Annotated in this window: 11 protein-coding genes; all 11 read right to left on the reverse strand. The window is 36.1% G+C overall.

The window, feature by feature from the left end; translation table 11 throughout:
- Nucleotides 1-37 precede the first annotated feature (37 nt).
- The 11 genes from AC0UBM_RS16010 to AC0UBM_RS16060 all read right to left on the reverse strand — a co-directional run bounded on the left by AC0UBM_RS16010 (nt 38) and on the right by AC0UBM_RS16060 (nt 24,277).
- Nucleotides 38-1,567: a sulfatase family protein gene (locus AC0UBM_RS16010; protein ID WP_475689303.1), complete on the reverse strand. Its 1,530-nt coding sequence runs from the start codon at nt 1,565-1,567 to the stop codon at nt 38-40.
- 91 nt (nt 1,568-1,658) lie between these two features.
- The gene (locus tag AC0UBM_RS16015; protein ID WP_475689304.1) at nt 1,659-3,194 is read right to left on the reverse strand and encodes a sulfatase family protein; all 1,536 of its coding nucleotides are present in this window, start codon (nt 3,192-3,194) and stop codon (nt 1,659-1,661) included.
- Nucleotides 3,195-3,196: 2 nt separating this feature from the next.
- The gene (locus AC0UBM_RS16020) at nt 3,197-4,762 is read right to left on the reverse strand and encodes a sulfatase family protein (RefSeq protein WP_475689305.1); all 1,566 of its coding nucleotides are present in this window, start codon (nt 4,760-4,762) and stop codon (nt 3,197-3,199) included.
- 22 nt (nt 4,763-4,784) lie between these two features.
- A complete protein-coding gene (locus tag AC0UBM_RS16025; RefSeq protein WP_475689306.1) occupies nt 4,785-6,398 on the reverse strand; it encodes a sodium:solute symporter in 1,614 nt (537 codons plus the stop codon).
- A gap of 2 nt (nt 6,399-6,400) precedes the next feature.
- Nucleotides 6,401-7,363 (reverse strand): aldo/keto reductase, encoded by a 963-nt coding sequence (locus AC0UBM_RS16030; protein WP_434036654.1) that lies wholly within the window; start codon nt 7,361-7,363, stop codon nt 6,401-6,403.
- Between the two features lie 88 nt (nt 7,364-7,451).
- Entirely contained in the window at nt 7,452-9,875 is a 2,424-nt protein-coding gene (locus tag AC0UBM_RS16035; protein ID WP_475689307.1) for a glycoside hydrolase family 95 protein, read from the reverse strand.
- 741 nt (nt 9,876-10,616) lie between these two features.
- On the reverse strand, nt 10,617-12,092 hold the full coding sequence (locus AC0UBM_RS16040; protein WP_475689308.1) for a SusD/RagB family nutrient-binding outer membrane lipoprotein: 1,476 nt from the start codon (nt 12,090-12,092) through the stop codon (nt 10,617-10,619).
- An 18-nt stretch (nt 12,093-12,110) separates the two neighbouring features.
- Nucleotides 12,111-15,287: a SusC/RagA family TonB-linked outer membrane protein gene (locus tag AC0UBM_RS16045; protein WP_475689309.1), complete on the reverse strand. Its 3,177-nt coding sequence runs from the start codon at nt 15,285-15,287 to the stop codon at nt 12,111-12,113.
- 392 nt (nt 15,288-15,679) lie between these two features.
- A complete protein-coding gene (locus AC0UBM_RS16050) occupies nt 15,680-18,961 on the reverse strand; it encodes a M60 family peptidase N-terminal accessory domain-containing protein (protein ID WP_475689310.1) in 3,282 nt (1,093 codons plus the stop codon).
- Nucleotides 18,962-19,634: 673 nt separating this feature from the next.
- Nucleotides 19,635-22,175, reverse strand: coding sequence for a M60 family peptidase N-terminal accessory domain-containing protein (locus AC0UBM_RS16055; RefSeq protein ID WP_475689311.1), 2,541 nt, complete (start codon nt 22,173-22,175; stop codon nt 19,635-19,637).
- A 512-nt stretch (nt 22,176-22,687) separates the two neighbouring features.
- Nucleotides 22,688-24,277 (reverse strand): L-serine ammonia-lyase, iron-sulfur-dependent, subunit alpha, encoded by a 1,590-nt coding sequence (locus AC0UBM_RS16060; protein ID WP_475689312.1) that lies wholly within the window; start codon nt 24,275-24,277, stop codon nt 22,688-22,690.
- Nucleotides 24,278-24,327 lie beyond the last annotated feature (50 nt).

The following is a 24,327-nucleotide window of genomic DNA, read 5'->3' on the forward strand; positions in this document are numbered from 1 at the left end:
AAAATTTAATAGGGGATTTTTATATGTAATAGGGGTTTTATTTTAAATAGCCTTTGTCTAATTCTAGCTTTAAGTATGCCTGCATTTCTTTTATTTTTTCTGGATATTTTTCAAATAAATTAACGCGTTGTTCTGGGTCTTTTTCTAAATCAAAAAGTAAACCCGCTGTTGAAAAATCTGTATACCCTCTCAGGTTTTTAAAAGATTCTGGCATTCTTGTTACAGAGCCTGTTGGTGTGTTTATATACAGCCAATTATCTTGTCTTACAGCATAGCCACCGGCATTTGTATTGTGTATGGTAGCTGTTCTGTGTTTATTTTTATTAGGTTTTCCGGTGATGATAGATAAAAAACTTTGACTATCGATAGCACCTTGCTCTGGAATTTTAGTTTCAGTGATTTCTAAAAGTGTAGCCATTATATCGACCTGAGATATTAGATTGTCAGAAACTGTTCCTGCTTTAATGTGATTTGGCCATTTAATAAGGAATGGAATATGGTGTCCACCTTCCCAAATATCTCGTTTTAAGCCTCGAAAATCTCCCATACTATAATGGTCATATTTTTCAGCTCTTTCGAAAGCAATTTTTTCAGGGCCGTTATCTGAGCTAAAAATTACAATGGTATGCTCTTCGAAACCATTGTCTTTAAGTGCTTTTAAAACTTCTCCTGCAATCCAGTCCGTCTGAACCATAAAATCGCCATAAGCGCCCGCTTCTGAAGTGCCGTCGAATTCATCATTCGGAATAATTGGAGCATGAGGAGAAGGTAAGGCTAAATATAAAAAGAACGGCTTATCCTTTTTTTGATTACCAATCCATGATATGGTTTTTTTAGTTAAGGTTGGAAGTACGTTGTACGGATCCCAGCCAGCAACTTTAGGTCCAGGACGCGAATCCCAATCCATTTCTTTTACGTCTCTTTCAAATTGATTAAATTCAAAAAAATCATTAGGGATGTCTACAAATTTGTCATTTTCAACCCATGCATATGGAGGGAAGTTAATAGTGCCATCTCCAAAATAATAATCAAATCCGCGATCTAGAGGTCCGCCTCCTAAAGGCGCTTCCCAATCGATATCTTCATTTAAATATGTTTTGTGAGTTCTTCCCCAATAGGTGCGTTCTCCCGTTGGTTCTTTGTTTATAAAATTCCAGTTCCAACCTAAGTGCCACTTCCCGATCGCGGCTGTTTGGTAACCTGCTGTTTTTAAAAGTTGAGGTAACGTAACATCGGTGTCTTTAAAAAGAGGCTCTCCAAAAGATTTTACAATACCGTGGGTTCTTCTCCAATGATACTGACCTGTTAATATGGCAAAACGACTTGGGGAGCAGATAGCAGATGAGCTGTGAGCATCTGTAAAACGCATGCCTTCAGTAGCTAATTTATCTAAATTGGGCGTAGGTATTTTAGAATTTGGATTCTGACAATTTAAATCCCCAAATCCCATGTCATCAGCATAAATAATAACAATATTTGGAAGTTGTTTTGAGTTTCCTTGTGCATATGTCGTATTACATAAACATAAGATAAAAACGGTAGCTATATGTAAGGTAATATTTTTCATACTTTCAATTAGATGTTGGTAATTTGAGTTAGACTCTTGTTACGTGTTTGAATAAGTAGGTGCGTATTGTTCTGAGAAGGGTTTCTAACCGTTATTTATTAAGTTTCTCCCAATTGGGACCTTCATCTCTAATTTCAATCCATTCCTTAATCATAATCGTTTTTAGCGACTCGACCATTTCTGGTTCCGCAGTAACTAAATCTATTTTTTGTTCAGGATCGTTAGATAAATTATAAAGCTCGAAAGTTTCAGGAACAGATGTTTTCATCCAATCCATTAAACTAAGTGTTTTGGTCTTATCTGGGAATTTTCCAATAAGTGTGTAATCGTTATAGCGCATGCCTATGTGAGGCATTCTAAAATAGGTGTCTTCATGGTTTGGATAGACCCATAAATAAGGTCTTTCTCTTGTTATTTTTTGTCCGATAAATGCGGGAAAAGCATTTATACCATCGAAATGTATTCCAGAAGGCATTTCTACTTGAGCTAGATAAGCTACTGTAGGAATAAAGTCTGTGGCGACCACCATTTCATCACTTGTTGTTCCCGCTTTTATTTTGGCAGGATAGCGTACTATACCTGGTACTCTGTGTCCGCCTTCGTAAGGGAATCGTTTCATTCCTCTATAAATCCCTGGTGTTCCAAAGCAATTATCTCGAGTTGGGGCTTCCCATTCGCCTTGAGATTCTTCTAAATTAACAGGAGATTCTGGTCCATTGTCACTGGTAAAAATAACCATTGTATTTTCGGTTAATTGCTCCTTGTCGACTGTGGCCATAAGATTTTCAAAAGCCTTGTCTAGTTGAGAAACAGTGCCGTAATATTCTTTTTTATTCTTACTAATGTCGTATTCTGGACGAGCAACACCGCCGTAACTAATAGATTGTTCTAAGCTATCTACCATTGCATTGTCGTACATCGCGCTAAATTCTTCTGGAGGAGAAAGTGGTGCGTGAGGTTCGTGAGTAGATACTATTAAAAGAAAGGGTTTGGTTTTATCTCTTATGTTTGTTAACCAATCTGTAGCTTCTTCTGTTAATACATCGCAATACCATCCGCTTACTTCGCCTACATTTTCGCCATTTCTAATGAATTTTCGGAAGTTTTTAGGACCACTATATGCATTGTGGGTCGAAGCGAACCAGTAATCGAATCCTTGATCTCCTGGATTTGGTTCTGGTGCTTTGTCTGTTTTTTCTAAACGCGATAAATGCCATTTTCCCATAAATGCGGTTTCGTAACCGCCAGATTTAAGGATTTCGGCAATGGTTGTTTCGCTATCTCTTAAATGTGTTCCAGCATAACCTTGTAGATAGTAAAAGCCACTTCTATATGGGTTTTTACCTGTTAATAGGCCTGCTCTAGAAGGCGAACAAACCGTTCCTGCCGAGTGTAGGTCGGTTAGAAGTACGCCTTCTGAAGCAAACTTATCTATGGCAGGCGTTTGTATAATCGGGTTGCCATAGCATCCTAAATCGCCATACCCTAAATCGTCTGTTAGGTAGATAATAATATTAGGTTTTACCTCTTTTATTTCAGGTGTTTCTTTTTCTTCAGATTTACAACTAACAAACGCTATAGATATTATAAAGACATATAGAAGTGCTATTTTGGTTTGACTTCTCATTCTTATTTTTTTGTTTTTGATGCTTCATTTAACTTTTCCCAGTATGGACCTTCGTCTCTAATCTCTAACCATTGCTCTAAAAGTATAGGTTTTAATTTTTCAACCATTTCAGGTTCTCTAGTTGCAAGATCTGTTTGTTGTGATGGGTCGTTAGCTAAGTTGTAAAGTGAAAAGGTTACAGGTACAGATGTTTTCATCCATTCCATAATTGTGACATCGTCTTCCTTATCTTTAAATTTTCCGATAAGTGTATAGTCGTTATATCGCATTGCCATATGTGGCATTCTAAAATAGGTGTCTTCGTGTGTAGGGAAAATCCATAAATACGGTTTTTCTCTTTCTATTTTTTCTCCTAGAAATGCAGGAAATGCATCTATTCCGTCTAAGTTTATGTTTTGTGGTGCTGGAACTTGCGCCAGTTTAGCCGCAGTTGTTATAAAGTCGGTAGCCACTACCAACTCATTACTTACTGTTCCAGCTGGAATTTTAGCCGGGTAACGAATAATACCAGGAACTCTGTGTCCGCCTTCGTAAGGGAATCTTTTCATTCCTCTAAGATCGCCAGGTGTTCCAAAGCAGTAATCACGTATTGGATCTTCCCATAAACCTTGAGATTCGTCTAAATTTACAGGAGATTCAGGACCGTTATCACTAGTAAAAATAACCATAGTGTCTTCGGTTAAATTCTCGTCGTCTACTGTTTTCATTAAATTAGCAAAGGCTTGATCTAATTGAGAAATTGTACCGTAGTACTCTTTTTTATTCATTGAAATGTCGTGCTCTGGTCTTTCAACACCACCATAACTAATAGATTGCTCTAGACTGTCTACCGTAGCATTATCGTACATATCGCTATATTCTTCTGGTGGCGAAAGTGGTGTATGTGGTTCGTGAGTAGAAACAATTAAAAGGAAAGGTTTACTCTTATCTCTTATGTTTGTTAACCAGTCTGTAGCTTCTTCTGTTAATACGTCACAGTACCATCCGTTAACTTCGCCAACATCTTCTCCGTTTCTAATAAACTTTCTAAAATTTTTAGGACCTGCAAAGGCATTATGTGTAGATGCAAACCAATAATCGAAACCTTGATCGCTAGGGCTAGGCTCTTTCGCTCTAGATGTTTTTTCTAAACGCGATAAATGCCATTTTCCCATAAATGCCGTTTCGTAGTCTCCCGATTTTAGCACCTCCGCAATGGTAACCTCGCTATCTCTTAGGTGAGTTCCCGCATAACCTTGTAAGTAATAGAATCCACTTCTGTAAGGATTTCTCCCTGTTAAGATTCCTGCACGCGACGGAGAACATACTGTTCCTGCCGAGTGTAAGTCTGTAAGGATAACACCTTCGGATGCAAACTTATCTATACCAGGTGTTTTAATAATAGGGTTTCCGTAACATCCCAAATCGCCATAACCCAAATCGTCGGTGAGGTAGATAATTATGTTAGGTTTTTTTTCTATAGGTTCTGCGACAGCTACTTCTTTAGCCTTCTTATCGTTGCATGAAAAAAGAGAAAGTGTGACTGCTATTAAAAGTAAGAACTGAAAGAGGGTATTAGATGTCTTCATGAAGCGCTATTTTATAAGTTGTTTATGCGAAAATTATATATAATATTACGATTAGAGCTATAAGAATACCCGTGTATAAACGCACGTCTCTTATACCTCTAAATTTATCGTTAATTAAAAACTGAAATGGATTGTCCCAAGTATATTCTAATTGTGCTGCTGTTGGTTTTGGTGTCGCATAGCTAATTGCAAAATAAATAAAAGAACAAATGCAGAATAGCCACCAAGCCTGCATCATGAAAGGGATGCCTAGTGTATCTGTGATTAATTCTGGATTTCCTGAAAGCGGTGGAATAAAGTCTACACTAAAAGCACCTATACCTAGTACAAATCCAATCATTAATGTATATAAAGAAGCTTCTTTTGTTCCTCTTTTACTAAATACACCAAATATAAATACGGTTGCAATTGGTGGCGCTAATGCGGCGGCTATTTTATTTATAGCTTCGAATATACTGTTAAACTTGCCGCCTTGCGTAGACCAGGCCATGGCTAAAATCATAACGATTACAGCAACCCATTTTCCTATTACAACTTGTTTTTTATCGGTTAGGGAAGGGGTCATTCTTTTAGCGATATCAATAGCGACTAAAGTAGAACAGCTATTAAGAGCTGCGGCTATGGTACTCATAAGTGCAGAGAGCAATGCTGCTGCAAAAATACCTTTTATGCCCACGGGAAGTAAATTGTTAATGAGCACTGGTAAGGTTTCATTACTAGTGGTAATTTGTTCTTTAAATAAAACGTAACCAATAATACCCGGTAGTACCATTATAAATACCGGTAAGAGTTTTAGAAAGCCGGCGAATATTGGACCTTTTTTTGCGTCGTCTTCACTTTTAGCGGCTAGCACGCGCTGTACAATGGTTTGGTCTGTACACCAATACCATATTCCAATTATGGGGTAACCCAAAAATATGGAGTACCAGGTAAGTCCAGAATGCCCTTCGTGTCCCGGAGTTCTAAGCATACTTAGTTGGTCTGGTTTTACAGCATTTTTAAAATCGGCTATCGAATGTACGCCCACTTGCGGGAGAGCTTCAATAGCGAAATACGTTAATAATATAGCGCCTACAATTAGAATAACGGTCTGTACACTTTCTGTAATAACGACAACCTTTAAACCACCCATTATGGTGTAGGTAGCGGTGATTACCGAAATAATTAAAATTGAGACATATTCATCAATTCCAAATAAGGAATTAAAAACAATTGCGCCAGCATAAAGACTCATGCCTATGTGTACAAATAAAGCCCCAAGAATAGCCATAAATGCTAGAAAAGATCGGGAGGCACCACCATATCTTTTTTCAAGAAATTGAGGTAAGGTAGAAATTTTACTTCTAAAATAGAACGGTGCAAATATTAATCCCAATAGGATTAAAACAATTGAAGCCATCCATTCAAAATTCCCCCAGACTAAGCCATCTTCAAAACCTGAAGCGGCTAAGCCTACCAAATGTATTGTAGAAATGTTACTAGCAAAAAGTGACGCACCTATAACAATCCAATTTAAACTTCTTCCAGCTAAAAAATAATTGTCGGTGGTCAAGTTTGTTTTTCTTGAGGAAAGAATCCCTAAGGACAATATTCCCAGTAAATAAAGGATAATTATAAATAAGTCTATACTATTCATCGCTATTTGTTAAAACCTCCAAAATCAAAGTCTGTGTTCTTTATAGACTCTAAATATACTAGTGTTTTTTCAATCACAGATAAATTTATTGGTTCTTGACTCCAATCTAGGTTCTGATTTAATATATTTTGATTGCTACAACTAAATAATGTTGTGTTTATTTCGGAGTTTCGAAGTGCAAATTGTAGTGCAATTTTTTCTATAGGAATATTTGAATCTTTACAATAGGCTATAGTTTTTTTTATGACAGCTAATTCTTTTACGTTTACAGGATACCAATCGGGTGGCCCTTTATGGGTGAGTAACCCACTGGCAAAAGGGGAGGCATTAACCAAACCTACATCTTTTGCCTTTATTTTGGGTAACAGTTTTAATAATAGATCGTTAATTAGTGTATAGTGATTATGTACAAGAATTACATCCAATTCGTAATTTGTAATAACGTGATCTAATACTTCTATAGGATAGCACGAGGCGCCTATAAATTTTATTTTTCCTTGTTTTTTTAAATCTCTTAATGCCTCGAGACCTTCCGTTAAAGCTAATTTTAAGTATTGTCCTTGTCCGTATTCGATATCGTGTAAAAATACGATATCAATATAATCTGTGTTTAAGCGTTTTAAACTAGACTCTACAGATTTTATAATGGCGCTGTACGAAAAATTAAATACAGGAGGCAGTGATGCTGTTTTTCCTGCTTTTGTTGAAATAATAAATTCGTCTCGCTTCAGACTTTTTAAACCTTCACCTAGAACTATTTCTGAAGTCGCCGCCCCAAAAGGAGAGGTTTCTCTGCCGTAGGCGGGAGAGGTGTCAAAATAATTAATACCTCTATCAAAGGCCGTGTGAATGGTTTTAATAGCTTCATTTTTGTCCGTTTTTTCGAACATGCCTCCAACCGCAGAGGCTCCAAAACCTAAATGGCTTATTTTTAAATCGGTTTTTCCTAACCTATTATATCTCATTATCGATTTGGGTTTTTAAGACTCTAATTGATTTATATTATGCGGGAGGGTCTGAGCTATTATCTTTTTTAATATTTATTTACTAGGATTATAAGTTTTCAAAGGTGTATGTCTGTCCTTTGTCTGTGTTAAATTCAATAATTTGGTTTGCACGTTTTTTGAAACGAACAGATGTTCCGTTAGACATGATTTTAACATTGCTAGGCATTTTAATTTTACAGGTTGTTCCTGCTTTAGATAAGATACTAACGGTGTTTATTTTATTGTTTTTCCAACTAAAGTCAAATTCGAAAGCACCTCTAGCCATTACACCGTTAAATGTTCCATCGGCCCATTCTGAAGGTAATGCTGGTAAAAGTTCAACATATCCTTCATTGGATTGAATTAGCATTTCTGTGATTCCTGCTGTCACTCCAAAAGACCCATCGACTTGTAATGGTTTAAAACATTTAGCAAATAGAGAGATATAACATTGTTCTTTGATATAGCCCTTAAAAATGTCGTTTGCTCTATCACCATCTTTTAATCTAGCCCATAAAGCCATTTTCCAACCTCTAGAGAAACCGGTACCGCCATCTCCGCGTTGTTCTAAAACTTTTTTAACAGGTTCAATAAATTCAGGGGTTTTGTCTAATGAAATAACGTTTCCTGGGTACAAACCATATAAGTGAGAAAAGTGTCTGTGTTTATCTTCTTTTTGTGCGTAGTCTTTAGTCCACTCCTGTAGCATACCATCTTTTCCAACTTGATTTGGTGGGAATAGTTTTCTGGCATCCGCCACTTTTTTAGAGAATTCTTTATCTACACCCAAAACTTCGGTCGCCGTATTGTAATAGCTAAATAAATCTTTTAAGATTTGCATATCCATTGTTGCACCAGCGACTATAGTTGTAAAATAGTAGTTCCCGGTAACCTCATCATAGAAGTATTCGTAACCTTTTCCTTTTGGTGGATTTTCTGGAGAGTTAGACGGATTTGTTACTAACCACCCTGTTTCTGGATATTCAACTAAGAAGTCCATAAAAAACTCTACAGCACCTTTCATAGTAGGGTAGATGTCTTTTAAATAGTCTTCATCCTGTGTAAATAAGTAATGTTCCCACATGTGCGTGGTTAACCATGCGCCTCCTACAGTAAATGTTCCCCATGTTGGGCCGTCCATTGGTGCAGCTACTCTCCAAATATCTGTGTTTTGGTGTAAAACCCATCCTTTGGCTCCGTAGTGTTCTTTAGCTACTTCCGAACCTTGATCTGTAAGTTCTTTGATCATGGTGGTTAACGGCTCTGAAAGTTCTGATAGATTGGCAGTTTCCACAGGCCAATAATTCATTTCTGTATTTATATTGGTTGTATATTTTGAATCCCAAGACGGGTTCATGCTATTGTTCCAGATACCTTGTAAGTTTGCAGGTTGTGTTCCTGGTCTTGAAGAAGAGATAAGTAAATATCTACCAAAATTATAACATAAAGTAGCTAACTGTGGGTCTGGCTTTGTTTGGATTTCAGTCATTCTTTCATTCGTAGGAAGAAAAGATGTCTCTGTTGTAGGCAGTGTAAGTGTTACTCTGTCAAAATACTTTTTGTAATCTTTTAAGGCATCTTCTTTTATTGTAGTGTAAGATTTTTTAGCAACATGAGCGAGCATATCTTGTACTCGTTTATTTTGGTCTGCTGTAACATCTTTATAATTCTTGAAATTAGTAGCAGCGACAAAATATAAGGTTACACTATTTGCGTTTTTAATAGTAAGAATAGCATCATCTCTACTCATTTCTCCGCCATCATGGTGGGCTTTAATCTGTGCCTCATATCTTAATCTTCCTTCTACGCCCATATAATCGGCAGATTTTCCGGTTAGCTTTAGTTGGTCTGTTCCAACACCATCCATTCTAAAGTAATCTGTTGCGTAATTAGAGTGCGCACTATTTCGTACTCCTCTAAGTTCAGCGTCTAAAGAAATGCTATTCGGCTTATCGGCTGTTATTTTAATTGCTATAGTTTGATCGATTGCTGAAGCAAAAATTTCTCTTTTATAATTAACGCCATTAGACGTGTAAGTTACGGTAGCAATTCCTGTTTTTAAATCCAGTGATCTTTTGTAGTTTTTCACGTCTTCTTTTTTGAATGTCAGGCGTAAATTTGCAAGTGATTGGTATTTTTGTTGTTCTACAGGATATCCCATTAAAGCACGACCAAATAATTTATGGGCTTTAATTGGTTCGTCATTAAAAAGTAGTTCTTGAATTTCTGGAAGTTTTTTATATCCACCTTTTACAACTGTAGAATATGGGCCTCCAGACCAATATGTCTCTTCATTAAACTGAATGTCTTCCTCGTCTTGTTTACCAAATACCATGGCGCCTATACGACCATTTCCTACAGGTAAGGCATCTTCCCAAATTGCCGCGGGTTGATCGTACCAAAGCAAAGTCGCAGGATCTATGTCCTGACCGAAAAGTTGTGTTCCTGAAAACAGAACGGAAAATAATAGTATTTTGAATGTTAATTTCATAGTTGTAAGGTTGTTAAGTGGTGTTTTGCTGTTCTTACTATGTTTGTTTAGACTTTTGATATGATCCTGATTTTTAATCTGATTGTGTGTACACTAATTTTTAAGATGAGCACATACTTTAAAATAGGAGTAGAAGTCAATTGTGATGCTGCTACTCCTTGACCAACTTAAATTATCGAAATCTTAAATTTAGCCTTTTTAAAGTAAAATTATTAATATGTAAAGTTATGCGAAATGTTGTGGAATAAGTTTGCAATATTAGCGTAATTATATACTATTTTAACAATGTTATGTTGTTTGTGTTATTTGGTTAATAAGAGTTTTGAATCCCTAAATGTAAGGATTTTGTTTATAAATAGGGGCTAAATACTGTTGTTTAGGTGTGATTATTAATGTTATGTTACAAAGTAATATTAGATGTGGTGTAGAAGAATATATTTTACTTTTTTAATACATTTTTAGGTGTTCCAGTAGGGTTAAATCTCTGAAATATAAAGAGCATTGTACTTCTAGAATGGCTTAAAGCATATAGCCTCATGTGGACTATCTGAGTTTTAATTTATTATTTAAGCTTCGTGATATTGCTCTAAGATTATGAGTATTTATAGAGGGGGAATTAGGATTTAATTATAAAATCACGATTAAAATAAGAGTAAAAAAAAGGAGTAGAAGTGTATTATTCACTTCTACTCCTGCAATTAACTCAAACTTAAAAAAACTATTTATAAAAAAAATTTGTATTTATTGTACGCCCGTACGTTTGTCCCACCACATTTGTGTGCCGTAAAAAATGTCTTTTTCTACAACATCTGTAGGGAAATTTGTGTTTAATGATTTTTCAGAATCTGGGTATGGGAATCTAAATGGAGGTCTGTTGTGCGATGCTGAGTAATCTCTAGAAACTTCTTGAATTAGTGGTACATCGGTTCTTCTTGCTTCTGCCCATCCTTCAACACTTTGTTTGTAAAGTGAAATCCATTTTTGAATACGTATTTTGTAAAGGTTATCGCTAGAACCGCTATCCCAAGCTATTTCATCTTGTGCTAAAAATGTGGTAATATCTTCAGTTGCAATTTCATTTTCTTCTAAGGACATGGTAAGTCCAGTTTCGTAATTGTCTTGGGCTAAATCTCCTGAGATTAAATTACGCTCGTAAGCTTCTGCAAGTAAAAAGTATACTTCGGCAGTATTCATAAATGGAGAGAATCCAGCAGGGTTGTTACCAAATCGGTCACCAATATGAGAGACATTATTCCCGTTGTTTAGGGTGTCGTTTAGTTGGTTTGGTCCAAATTCATAACCATGATAAACACCATATTTATTCTTATCTGCATAAACAGGTAGTCTTGGGTCGTCATTATCTTGAAGCGTATTAACCAGCGTTTTGTTTACTCGATATCCGTGTATCTTGTTGCCATCGGTAGCTCCCATGGTAGCGAACCAAGGCTCGACATCAGGTACTACACCTGGCCACCAGAAATAAGCATTGTCGTTATTTGTTTCGAAAACAGGGTAAGCACTCGGGTTGTTAACAATACTTGCAATTACTGTTTTAGCCGTAGCCTCGTCGGCAGAAGACATTCTAATTGCTATTCTCAATCTTAGGGAATTACAAAATTTACGCCATTTGGCAACATCGCCTTTGTAAAGAAAGTCGCCTTCACCTATATCGTCTCCGTTAGTATCGAAAAGGTCTGCAGCTGTTTTAAGTTCCGCTAAAATTTGTGCGTAAATTTCAGGTTCTGTATCGTATTTAGGATAAATTGTTTGTTCTTCTTTCAGATTAAAAGCTTCGGAATATGGTATTGCTCCCCATATGTCTGATGTTTTATGAGCCATATAGCTTTTTAGAGTTAATGCGGCGGCATATAAATTGGTATTCTCTTCGGTGTTGGCTACGTTCATAGCTTCTACGGCATACGTCATTGAAGCATACATGGCATCCCATTGACTATTGTTAATACCAACCCTGTATTCGTAGTCTCCACCAATTGGGGCGTTATATCCTGCATAGCTCGCTGTGTAATATGCGTCAAGACGTTCTCCAAAAAGAATTTGGGAAGAGTTTAATAGTGCTTTTCCTAATATGTTTGTGGCAGGAACTGTTGTCGCGCTATTGGGACTTACATTCATACTTTCGAACTCCGATGTACATGATTCTAGGAATAGTGTGAATAAAACCAATACTAGAAATGAATTTTTTGTATATATTTTCATAATAGTGTTTTTTGTTTTTTAGAAACTAGCTGTTAATTTAAATCCGATGCTTCTTGTTGTTGGAACTTGGAAGTTTTCATATCCGATACCTGCTTCTCCACCTCCGAAACCTACTTCCGGGTCTAATCCATATTCTTTTGTAGAATCGTCTTGATAAAGAATAGCTAAGTTTCGTCCCACTAGAGATAAATTTAATTTAGAAATGGCATCAATTTGCGACATGTTAAATGCATATCCAATAGACATTTCTCTAAGTTTAACATAAGTCGCGTCAAGAATTGAATATTCATGATTGTTCCAAACCCATGGTCCGTTATAGTATTCTTGAGCAGATACACGAACATCGTTTGGCGTACCATCTTCAAAAACACCATCTACAATTAATCCTGTTTCTCTAACATTGTTTTTTACAGTGTTCTCGTAAGATCCGGTAGGGTAAGAGTGCCATGCTGTGGTACTAAACATATCGCCACCAATTTGTGCGTCGATTAAGAAATTTAAGCTTACGTTTTTATAACGTAATGTGTTGCTTATTCCTCCTGTCCAGTCTGGAGTAATATTACCTAGTTTTTCTGCGTTACTTGTTGTTAATGGCGTTCCGTTTGCGCTAACTACCGTCTTTCCGTTGTCGTCTTTTACAAATGGTAATCCCCATAAAACGCCCCATTCTTCTCCTGGGATCGCTAAGGTTCTTACACCTCCGAAACCGCTAGAAATCTGGTAAGATTCTAAATTACCATATAAAGAATTTACTGTACTCTTATTTTGTGCGTAGTTAACTACAACATCCCAATTAAGTCCTTCTGGGTTTTCAATAATACCTGCAGAAACCATAAGTTCTACTCCTTTGTTTTCAATTTCACCTGCATTTAATAACATACCGCTATATCCAGTAGTTGTAGAGGTTGTTACAGAAAGAATTTGATTTACTGTGGTTTGTGTGTAGTATGTGAAATCTACTCCAATACGGTTTTTCCAAAAACGAATATCTGCACCTATTTCATAAGATGTTGTTTCTTCTGGTTGTAAGCCTGTAGGAGGTAAGGTGCGTGATGGTGTGAAAACGGAAACACCATTAAAAGATCCCGCAGAGTATGTGGTGTCTAATTGGTATGGATCTGTATCGCCACCTACTTTTGCCCAACTTCCTCTAAGTTTCGCGTAAGACAATAAATTGGAGTTCATAGATAAGGCTTGTGTAATATCTAAACCAGCACTAACTGAAGGGTAAAAGTAAGACCAACTTTCTTGTGGTAGGGTAGAGCTCCAGTCGTTTCGTCCTGTAACACCTAAGTATAATACTTTTTTGTACGATCCGTTAAAGGCAAAGTACGCACTGTTTGTTTCGTAATTACTTTCGTACATACTTGTACCAGGTGTACCTTTAACATTCGAAATTGTATATAGGTCAGGAACCGTAAGGTCTGAGGCGCTTAAGCCCATAGTTGTGTAGTAATTTGTTCTTCTGTTTGCCCCAATTAATCCATCTATTCTAATGTTGTTAAATGTCTTGTCGAAGTTTAAAGTCACATCTGTATTTACCTCTTTTTTATTGATGTGGGTTTCAGAAAATTGACCTCCACGATCCAATCTTATGTTTCTAGTCGTTCCAGATTGTGTTATGGTCTTTCTAATTTCGTTATAAAAATCTACACCTACTTGTCCGTTAAACGACAGCCAATCGTTTATTTTATAGCTTAAAGATGCATTTCCATATACACGTTCTCTGTTAAATGAATTTGTGTTTCTCAGACTGTAAAACGGATTGTCTCCATTAAACATATAATCTTCATTACCCTTTTCGTAAAATAAATCTTTAGCATATTGTGTTGGATAATCTCTTTGTAGCCATCCAAATATATCTGCCCAAGCATATCCCACAGTAGGTAAGTTATCACTTTCTTTATTTACATAATTAAAGTTTACAGAAGCTGTTAATCTGTCGGTTGGTGTTAAGTTTAAATTGGCAGAAAGTATGTTTTCTGTTTGGTCTGTATTATCTACTATTCCGTCTGTATTTATATTCATATAAGATACTCTTCCAGATGCTTTTTCTCCATTAGAAGTAATAGATACGTTATTTTGAACGGTAATACCAGTGTCGAACCATTGCGAAGTGTTTTCTGGTCTAGATACCCAAGGACTGTTTTCTCCGGTAGACCATTGGTCTAATAAAAGTCCCGAGTCTAATCTAGGACCCCAGTTTATGGGTTGAGAGTCGTTAATACCTCCGCCAGCTCCATCGACATAGTTGTATGAAAATTGTTGTGCATAGTCGTTATAGCTCAGGTTGGTACCGTTATTTGCATTGTACCTGTTGTAAATGTATTCACTTCCATCTCGTCCACCTCCATATTCATTTTGAAGATTTGGTAAGTAAGCGGCTTTGTCGAAAACTACAGAAGAGTTAAATGTTACTCCCATAGATTTTCCAGATTTACTTCCTTTTTTAGTTGTAATTATAATTACTCCATTTGCAGCTCGACTTCCGTATAATGCAGAAGCATTTGCTCCTTTTAGTACCGAAACAGATTCAATGTTATTCGGGTCTATGTCCGATGTTGTATTTCCCCAGTCTACACCACCAGCACCAGCAAGGTTAGGAGACGAATTGTCTATTGGTGTTCCGTCTACTACAAAAAGCGGTTGGTTTCCAGAAAACGATGCGTTTCCACGAATAACTATCCTTGACGAAGAACCAACACCACTACCACCACTGGTTACTTGTACTCCAGCAACCTTACCTGATAAAGAGTTTACGACATTGCTTTCCGGAACTAAGGTTAATGCTTCTCCTTGTACTTCTTGTACCGCATAACCAAGAGTTTGTTTGTCTCTCGCAATACCAAGGGCGGTTACCACTACTTCGCTTAAAGCTTGTGCATCTGGTTCCATACTTATATTTATAGTAGATTTTGTTCCAACAGTAATTTCCTGTGTAACATAACCCATATAACTAAAGCTTAATACAGATGTGGAGGACGCCATAAGTTCGAACTTTCCATCAAAATCTGTTGTGGTCCCTGTAGAGGTGTCTTTTATTAAAACAGTGACTCCGGGGAGAGACATTCCGTTCTCGTCGTTAACTGTTCCTGAGACATTCAGGTCTTGTGCAATCGCCTTGCCATGTGCCATAAGTATTACTCCAAATAGCAACAAGTAAGATACTGATTTGAACTTAAAAATATTTTTCATAGGTCATTATGTTAGTTTAACAATACGTAAAGTTATATCTGATTTTAGTGTGAAAAGTTTACGATTTTAACACGATTAGATACTTTTATAAGAAAAAACACAGGTAGTTGTAGTTTTAAATCAAGGAGGTGATTCTTGATTTATAAGGGATTATATTGTGTGATTATTAATCTAGGCATTTGTTTTTAAGTGTTTATTGATGTTTTAATAATTGATCTGTGAAATCAGAAATTTTGCCTATAGATAGTGGTGTGATTTTACGTTTTATAATCTGTATGGTTGAAGGTAATAATTAGGGAGATATAAAAAAATAGCCCCTCAACATTAATATGGAGAGAGGCTATAGGTTGGTTAGTAAACGGTGTCTAAAGGTTTAGAACAGTTTTTAGAAATTATTTATTAATTACAAACTTCTTAACCGTGTTATCTATCTTTATAAAGTAGATTCCTGAATTTAAATTAGAAGTGTCTATGTTAGCAGCATTCACGCGAATAGCGTTTGTTTGCACAAGTGCACCAGTAATATTATAAATCTGTACCGTGGTATCTTTAGTTATTCCTTTAATGTTTAATGTGTTTTTTGTAGGAACAGGGTAAAGGGTTATTCGATCTGATTTTTCTATTTCATCGTCGTCTATAGAAAGTGATTCGTCATTTAGATAGAATTTAACATCGCTAATGTTATTCCAGTCGTCGGTTTCGTTTCCGCGACCAATGATTTTTATATAACGTGCTTTTCTTGAAATTGAATACGTATCATAAGTATCTCCTGTCTTATTGCTAGATAAATTTTGTTTAACCTCTAAATACGTCGCATTATCTCTCGATACTTGAATGTCAAAAAAACTGTTTTTTGTTAGTTTGTCTTCGAAACTAATTTTTAAATCATTTAGCTCGTAGATGTCTCCTAAATCGTAAATTAAATACTCTCCATTGCCTTGAGCCGACCAAGACGTTGCAGGATTGTCGTCTAAAGTGTTTTCTGGGTTTGTAGATGAGCTAGCAACTACCGATACTGGCGCAATTTCTTTTGTAGAGCTTGCTTCTTCAGGGCGACCGTCAGGGAAGTATAAACTTAATATATCTTGTATCTGGTCTACGGTTGCTTTTGCTTCTGTGTTGCTGTAAATATTCCAAAATTTATTAAGGAATACCTCGTAGTAACTTTGTGCAAGGTTACCATGATTTTCTGTACTACTATTTATAATTTTAGTCTCAGAATAATCTTCTAATCCAAAAGCTCTAAACGCAGCATTATCTTCCGGTACTATGGTTTTGTAATATGATAGTTGATCGTAAATAGCAGTAGATTTTTTAAGATTACTATTTTTAATTTCGGTTTCTAAAGTTGTAGGGTTGTCAGGATGTACACCCCAAAAATGAATTAATGGTCTTAAATCGTAACCAAAAGCTTGAGACATTCTTAATAATCTATCGTCGGTTGGAACGTTATTTACATCATCATCATAATTTATTTCACCATTTTCGTAACTCTCACTAGTGTTTCTGTTGAATTGTTCGAAAGACTCCCAGTCAAAAAGTCTCACCACGTCGGCATATTTAGCATGACCTCGTGGTTGGTAAGAAAATTCTTGACGATATTGTCCTGTTTCTATACTCATTTCATTTCCTAATCTGAAATTTTCAGCAATCATCCAACTAATAGCAGCTTCTTCTATACTGTGATTTAATCCGTAGCCGTTAAAAGACTCTTCGAACGCTTGATTTAATTCGACTCCGAATTTTTTATTATGTACTGCAACCCATAGAAAGTTAACCATAGATTCAATCTCACCAGGGAATTTATACATTTTTTCTGCATGTCCTTGTTCGTGAAATAATACATTGGTTAGGTAACCTCTTTCGTGTCTTGGACCATTAATTAAGTAGTTGTCGTAATAGCCTCCGTAATTGGTAAAAGGATTGTAAGATACATTAGATTGTGGATATCCGGGAAAATTTGCGGTACCTCTTTTTATAACATCTACTTGCATGTAAATAACGGTTTTAGATCTAAGTAGTGGTCTACCCATAAATTCAGAAATAGCATCCATAGATGTGTCCCAGTCGTTCATAGCAGTTTCAATATCGTCGTAAGCAGACACCCAAGATGTAGGCACTTGCATCATAACTTTATCGGTTTCAATATCTGTCCATGGCACATCACGTAAACGCTCTACGTTTGTCCAGTCGCTCATGCTTGTCTGATTTGCTACTGTTCTTGCATAGTATGGAGAACGCACAACATTCTCTAAGGTAATATCAAGAATTCCTAAATCGTTTTGATAAGGAACATTTATATAAATCCCTCCACCTAATGGATTTGCAATTTTAACTGTTGTGCTGTTTATTTCGTATTTCGTTGTCACACGATCCATTCGTTTAATATCTGATTTTTTGGTCAAATCCCAAGTATGTGCACCCACTAAGATAGAAGCTCCAATTCCCACTAATGATGAGGGTACGGTTACTGTTGCCACGCTTCCTGGTGCTAAATATGTTCCGGTAGGACGTCTAGCATCTTCCGTTTCGTAGTTGGCTTGTGTGCCTGGTTTTCTAACGTGAGTTCCGTTTATTTTGATTGTGTGACTTACTGTAGGATCAGCTGGCTGTGCTACGGCTCCTGGGAAATAAGAAGAGGTTTCAAAAAGTGTGTTTTCGAATAATGTAGGATAATTAGTTAGGTTCTCTGTGGTGTACGAGTAATCTATAATTGGTTGCATTATTGCAAGCATTAAATTTTCTAGTTCGTAACCTGAAGCTGTTCTCTTAAAACCACCTTTGGATGTGCTGTTTGCAGTGAATAACCCTCCAAATTTCGCTTCGTATAATGCAATAGTTTCTAAGGCTGTTTTTATAACATCGTAATCGTCTGTAAATAATGAACTATTAATAGAGATATCAGTGATTAAAGATGTTAATTCTGATGCAGATAAAGTGGTGGCGCCAGCAATGTGATTTTGAACGGTTTCAAATAAAGTTAAAGCATTGTTGTTGTCTGAAATCACATAATCTGTGACACCAAATAGATAGGCATCATCATAACTTGCATAATAATTTTTACGATTATGGTTTGTAACCACATCTGTTTCTTTATGCCATGAACGTACAGCGTTAGCTTGTGTGCTGGTATGTGTCCATTCTAAAAACATAGAGCCGTTATAGAAGCCTGCAAATCTCCAAACAGCAGCGTTTCCAACAACGTCTCTTAGAGTGCCATAAGTGTTTATTGTGGTGCCATCCCATGAAACAATTTCACTATTGGTTTCTCTAGAAGAAAAGTAAAGTTTTCCATCATCTGCTCCTCCTAGTGTCCAAAAGTTAGGTGTCTCAAAAATATCGCTTATTGCACCGTAGTTGGTTCGCGTTTTTGTTTTATTATTCCAAATGTCTATTTGGCCATAATTGGTTTTGGTGGTATCGGTGATTTGAAAATAATAATTGTTTTTATCGAGTGCTACCAATTTCCAACCTTCGGTTTTGTCGAAAGTTGTATTAACATCGATAGCGGTTATTAAGGTTCCAGAAGAAGATTGAAAAGCATCTACCTGTCCAAAGGTGGTTTCTGTTCCGTTGGATCGTTCGAAAAACAAATCCTGGGCCAAAACAGGGAGTGTGGTTATTGCAAACAAATGCAATATTAAAAGTTGTTTAATTCGTAATTTTTTTTGCATAATAAGTATTTGTTAGGTTAAATAAATGAGGCCTTCACCAAAAAAAATATGCTGTATTTTTGGGAGGTAATTAATTGTTAATCATAAAATTATAACAAATTTAGGGGCGGTATTGTGATTATCTTAACACATTGATGTATTATATTGGCAAAACTATGGTGTAAGCGTATTCTTATCTTATTATTGAGGTATTTTCTCTTAAAATGACGAAGAAATTTAGATTTATGACTTTGATTAATAGGGGTTAACGTTTTAGTTTTTAAGCTGGTTTCTATTAAAATAATATTCGGATATATGGGGTTAGATAAAAACCGTGCGAAGTTTAAAAATGTTGAGGTTCTCTGATGTTTTTATACTGATTTGTCTGACAAAAAAAAGAAGTAGAGATTTTGTAAACCGACTGGTTAAACAGGGATGTTTTGAAGTTGTGAAATATGTTTTTAGCTGAGATAATTATGGAAAGAAAAGACAAGTTTTGTGAACGTGATACGTTTGTGATTTTTGTAACTTAAAAATATTTAGCAATTGCTAGTGCAAAACAAAACCTCCAGATTATTTTGAAATGCATCAAAATAATCTGGAGGTTTAAGGAGTTAAAAGGTTTTTCTTTTGAAACTTTATGGATTAGAAATACAAAGTTATCTAATCGGAATTCAGTTAAAAGATGAATACCTTATTTTATAACAGAGAACTTAACTTCACTAATACTATTTGTTTTGTCGTTTTCATTTCCGTGGGTAATAATTTTAATATAACGAGCTTTTCTAGAAATAGAGTAGGTGTCGAAAGTGTCTTTTGTTTTATTGCTAGATAAGCCTTGCATGACTTCTAAATATGTTTGATTTTCTCTAGAAACTTGAATATCGAAACTATTAGAGTTTTTGCGTTTATCTGTAAAATTAATTTTTAATTCGCAAACGTCGTAAAGTGCGCCTAGGTCGTAAATTATATATTCGCCATCGGCTTTCGTTGTCCAAGCCGTTTTAATGTTGCCATCTAAAGTGTGCTCTGGGTTTTCCGAAGCGCTTGCTTCTGCAGATATCGGAGTAAGATCTACACAATTGGTATTGTATTCTTCTGGTCTTCCATCAGGGAAATATAAGTCAATAATCGTTTGGATTTCATCAATAGTAGCTTGTGCTTCAGGCGTTCCGTAACCATCCCACCATTTTTTCAGGAAACCTTGATAATAACTCTGAGAAACATGGTCGTAAAACGTTGCGTTTTTAATTTTTTCGGCACTAAAATCTTCTAATCCAAAAGCTCTAAAAGCATCGTTGTCTTTAGGAACAATAGTTTTGTAAAAAGATAATTGATCGTAAATAGCAGTCGATTTCTTTAGGTTATCTTTTTGAATGTCTTTAGCTAAGTTGTCAAAATTATTTGGGTGAACGCCCCAGAAATGGATTAGCGGACGTAAATCGTAGCCAGCAGCCTGAGACATTCTTAGAATCCTGTCGTCTGTTGGGATTTGGTTTACTCGGTTTGGCTCGGAATAATTAATTTCTCCGTTGTCGTACATTTTACTTGTGTTTGCATAAAAGTCTTCAATAGATTTCCATCCCAAAAGTCTAACTAAATCGGCATATTTTGCGTGACCTCTAGGCTGATAAGAAAACTCTTGGCGCATTTCTCTTGTTTGAGAACTCATCTGGTTTCCAGATCTAAAGTTTTCAGTTATCATCCAGCTAATGGCTGCTTCTTCAATAGAATGTGATATACCATAACCATTAAAAGACTCTTCAAAAGCTTTGTTTATTTCAACTCCAAACTTTTTGTTGTGAACAGCAACCCACAAGAAGTTAATCATAGATTCGATTTCTCCTTTAAATTTGTAGATTTTTTCGGCGTGACCTTGTTCGTGAAACAATACATTAGTTAAATAACCTCTTTGGTCTCGTGGCCCGTCTATTAAATAACTACTATGGTAACCTTTGTAATCGGTATATGGATCGTAAGATACGTTAGATTGCGGATACCCAGGGAAGTTTGCTTTTCCTCTATTTATTACATCTACTTGCATGTAAATTGTAGTTTTCGATCTTGTTAGCGGACGCCCTAAAAGTGTTGAAATAGCATCCATCGCCATGTCCCAATCGTCCATAGTGGTTTCGATACCATCAAAGTTGTAAATCCATGCTGTTGGTACTTGCATCATTACCTTGTCGGTTTCTATATCTGTCCAAGGCACATCGCGTAATCGTTCTACATTTTTCCAATCGCTTAGGCTGGTTTGGTTGGCGGCTGTCCTTGCGTAATATGGGGAACGTACAACGTTTTCTAATGTAATATTAAGAATACCTAAATCGTTTTTATAAGGTACGTTTATGTAAATTCCTCCGCCAAGTGGATTGGCAATTGTAATCGTTTCGCTAGTAATATCGTATTTTGTAGTTACTCGGTTTAGTCGCTTAATAACATTTTTCTTTGTTAAATCCCAAGTATGTGCTCCTACTAATACAGACGCTCCAATACCTACTAAAGACGAAGGTACGGTTACAGTGGCTACACTTCCAGGTGCTAAATATGTTCCTGTTGGGCGTCTAGCGTCTTCCGTTTCATAATTAGCTGGTGTTCCTGGTTTTTTAACATGTGTTCCATTTATTTTAATGGTATAGCTTTTAGAAGGATCTGCAGGTTGTTCTACTGCTCCAGGAAAATAACTAGAAGTTTTGAATAACCTATTTTTAAATAATTCTGGTTTGGCTGCTAAATTTGCTTCGGTAAACGAATTGTCCATTATGGCTTGCATAATCACAAGCATTAGATTTTCAAGCTCAAATCCGGAAGCATCTCTCTTGTAACCTCCCATAGATTTGGTGCCTTCTGTAAACAAACCTCCATCTTTAGATTCGTATAAATCGATAGTTTCAAAAGCAGATTCTATAACATCAAAATGATCGGTAAATAAAACATTGTTTTTTGCTATCGCCTCACGTAGTGCGTCTAGTTCCGGTCCTGTTAATGTAGATTTTCCAGAAAGATGCTTTTTAACCTGTTTTAAATTGGCTAATAATTCCTTTTCTGCAGTTTTTTTTATGGTGCTATTCTCGTTTAGAGATAAGTTTGAAAGACCATCTATATCTAATACTTTGTACGTGGCCGAATTACTCTTCGCCGATTCGGGATATAGCGAGGTGGCAGAAGCAGAAGCTGTTGTTATTGCTAATAAAGGCAATAGGAAATAGTGTTTAAACTGTATTTTTTTATGCATAATAAAGTATCTGTTGATATCGTTTTTTTAGGGTTTCGCAACGTCTTTACAACCCATTATTTTATTGTAAGATGTGCAACTAAATTTCTTTTAATAACAATATTATAATAAAACAGGAGATAACTAAGGTGATTTGTTAACCTAAAGTCGTACTTTTTTGACAAAATCATAATCTAAGCCGTTTTATGTTTTTATTCGGTACTTTAAAAATACTATAGACGGATGTTAAATAAAATTTTGAATTAAAGTAACGGACAAAAATTACTGTAGAAAACAGGTATGCATGATTTGCCTTTTTTTGTATTAAAGAAACTTGTTTTTACAAGTACAGAACTATTTAAAATAATTTCAAAAGGAATACTGGGTTAGGTGATTTAAAGAAGTGGGTTTGTAGGAATGTGGCTGTAAAGTAAAAGTTGCGGGTCTATAGGGGTTAGGTGTATTACAACCTTATCTATATGGACACGCAACTTTTAAATAATATTGTTAATAGACTTTAAGCTTAAAGTCTATTAACAATACTTAAATGCACCGTTATTAGATGCTGCTTTATTTTTATTCAATCGGTCTTCAATCTTTTTTGCCGTTTTAGTAATTGCTAATCCGCCAAGTCCAGTACATCTCAGTGTATGGGGAATGGCGTCACCTACGCGTTTCATGGTATCTATCACTTCGTCTAGAGGGATAACTTGGTCGTAATCCGAGATGGCCATATTGGCACAAGAAATAGCGGTAGATGTGGCCATAACATTTCTATTTAAGCAAGGCGCTTCAACACGATCGGCTATGGTATCGCAAATTAGTCCTAGAGAGCTTTGTAAAGCTATAGATGCTGCGGCTAAAGACTGGTTTAAAGTACCGTCCTTTAAAACAACTACACCTGCGGCGGCCATTCCTGAAGCAGAACCACATTCTCCCATGCAACCACCTACTTCGGCAGAAAATGTAGAATGCGCTGTAATAAATACACCTATTAACCCGGCGGCTAACATAGCGTGTATGGTTTGTTCTCTAGAAAGCTCAAGTGTTGTGGCGGTTCCAATAAGTGTTCCGGGTAAAGTACCGCAAGAACCTGCTGTAGGCGCAGCAACAATAACACCCATAGAACTTTTAACTTCCATCATAGCCGATGTAAACATGATGGAATTGTTTAAAACGTCGCCAGGAACAAGTTTCTTTTCTTCCATGTTTTTCTTAAAAACTAAAGATTGACTGCCTAAAATGCGGTCTTCGTAATGTGTGCCCTTAAGTCCTAATGTAATGGAGTTTTGCATAATATCTACAATAGCTCCCATTTTTTCGATGACTTCACTTTTTGAAATGTTACCGCGTTCACTTTCGTAATCGATAGCAAGTTCCCAAAGTTTTAAATCTTTGTCCTTATTATATTCTAATAGTTCTTCTACTGTAATAAATGGTACGGTTAAATCTTTTCTTGATTTAATAGGTAGGACAGGAAATAAGGTTCTAGCGTATAAAACATTCTCAATAGTTTCAATTTCTTGTTGTAATTTATCGTATTCTTCCTTGGTAGAACAAATTGAGATGAAATTTAAAGTCCCATTATAAGGTTGAATTTCGCCCAAATCTAGCTGTTTTAAGTGACTTAATAAATCGTCCGAAATAACGTCTGTATATAGTAATGTCTCGTAAAAATCGCCCATTAACGATACAGGAGCACCATCAATCTCTATAATTTCTATCATTCCTCCGCCTGTAGATAAACCTATAACTTGGTGTGTTTCGGTTTTATTCTTTAAAGTGATTTTATAAGTGTTCGGGTGGGTGGCGCCAATGGGATGTATATCTATTTTTATATTAACACCGGCTTCCTTCATATGGAACTCGTAATCTTTTAATCGTTCGTCGTCTGCATTCCAACCTAACAGGCCACCAAAGAGCCCCATGTCCGAACCTTGTCCAGAATGCGTCGTAGCAAGGGATCCGTTTGTGTCAAATTCAATGTAAACATCGTCAATCGTGTTATTCATTAAATCCCTACAAATTCTACCTATTCTTAATGCGGCGGCGCAATGAGAACTTGATGGGCCTCTCATTACAGGGCCAATAACATCATTGAATATACTTGGATATGATTTCATAGTCGTAGAATTATTAATAATTTAAAATAGAATTTTTATGCTTTCCTTAT

The organism is Formosa sp. F44 (genome assembly GCF_056238645.1).

Bases quoted from the DNA above. Each gene is read 5' to 3' on its own strand.
- AC0UBM_RS16015 (WP_475689304.1), bottom strand. From the start codon at position 3,194: ATGAGAAGTCAAACCAAAATAGCACTTCTATATGTCTTTATAATATCT.
- AC0UBM_RS16060 (WP_475689312.1), bottom strand. From the start codon at position 24,277: ATGAAATCATATCCAAGTATATTCAATGATGTTATTGGCCCTGTAATG.
- AC0UBM_RS16050 (WP_475689310.1), bottom strand. From the start codon at position 18,961: ATGCAAAAAAAATTACGAATTAAACAACTTTTAATATTGCATTTGTTT.
- AC0UBM_RS16045 (WP_475689309.1), bottom strand. From the start codon at position 15,287: ATGAAAAATATTTTTAAGTTCAAATCAGTATCTTACTTGTTGCTATTT.
- AC0UBM_RS16010 (WP_475689303.1), bottom strand. From the start codon at position 1,567: ATGAAAAATATTACCTTACATATAGCTACCGTTTTTATCTTATGTTTA.
- AC0UBM_RS16035 (WP_475689307.1), bottom strand. From the start codon at position 9,875: ATGAAATTAACATTCAAAATACTATTATTTTCCGTTCTGTTTTCAGGA.
- AC0UBM_RS16025 (WP_475689306.1), bottom strand. From the start codon at position 6,398: ATGAATAGTATAGACTTATTTATAATTATCCTTTATTTACTGGGAATA.
- AC0UBM_RS16040 (WP_475689308.1), bottom strand. From the start codon at position 12,092: ATGAAAATATATACAAAAAATTCATTTCTAGTATTGGTTTTATTCACA.
- AC0UBM_RS16030 (WP_434036654.1), bottom strand. From the start codon at position 7,363: ATGAGATATAATAGGTTAGGAAAAACCGATTTAAAAATAAGCCATTTA.
- AC0UBM_RS16055 (WP_475689311.1), bottom strand. From the start codon at position 22,175: ATGCATAAAAAAATACAGTTTAAACACTATTTCCTATTGCCTTTATTA.
- AC0UBM_RS16020 (WP_475689305.1), bottom strand. From the start codon at position 4,762: ATGAAGACATCTAATACCCTCTTTCAGTTCTTACTTTTAATAGCAGTC.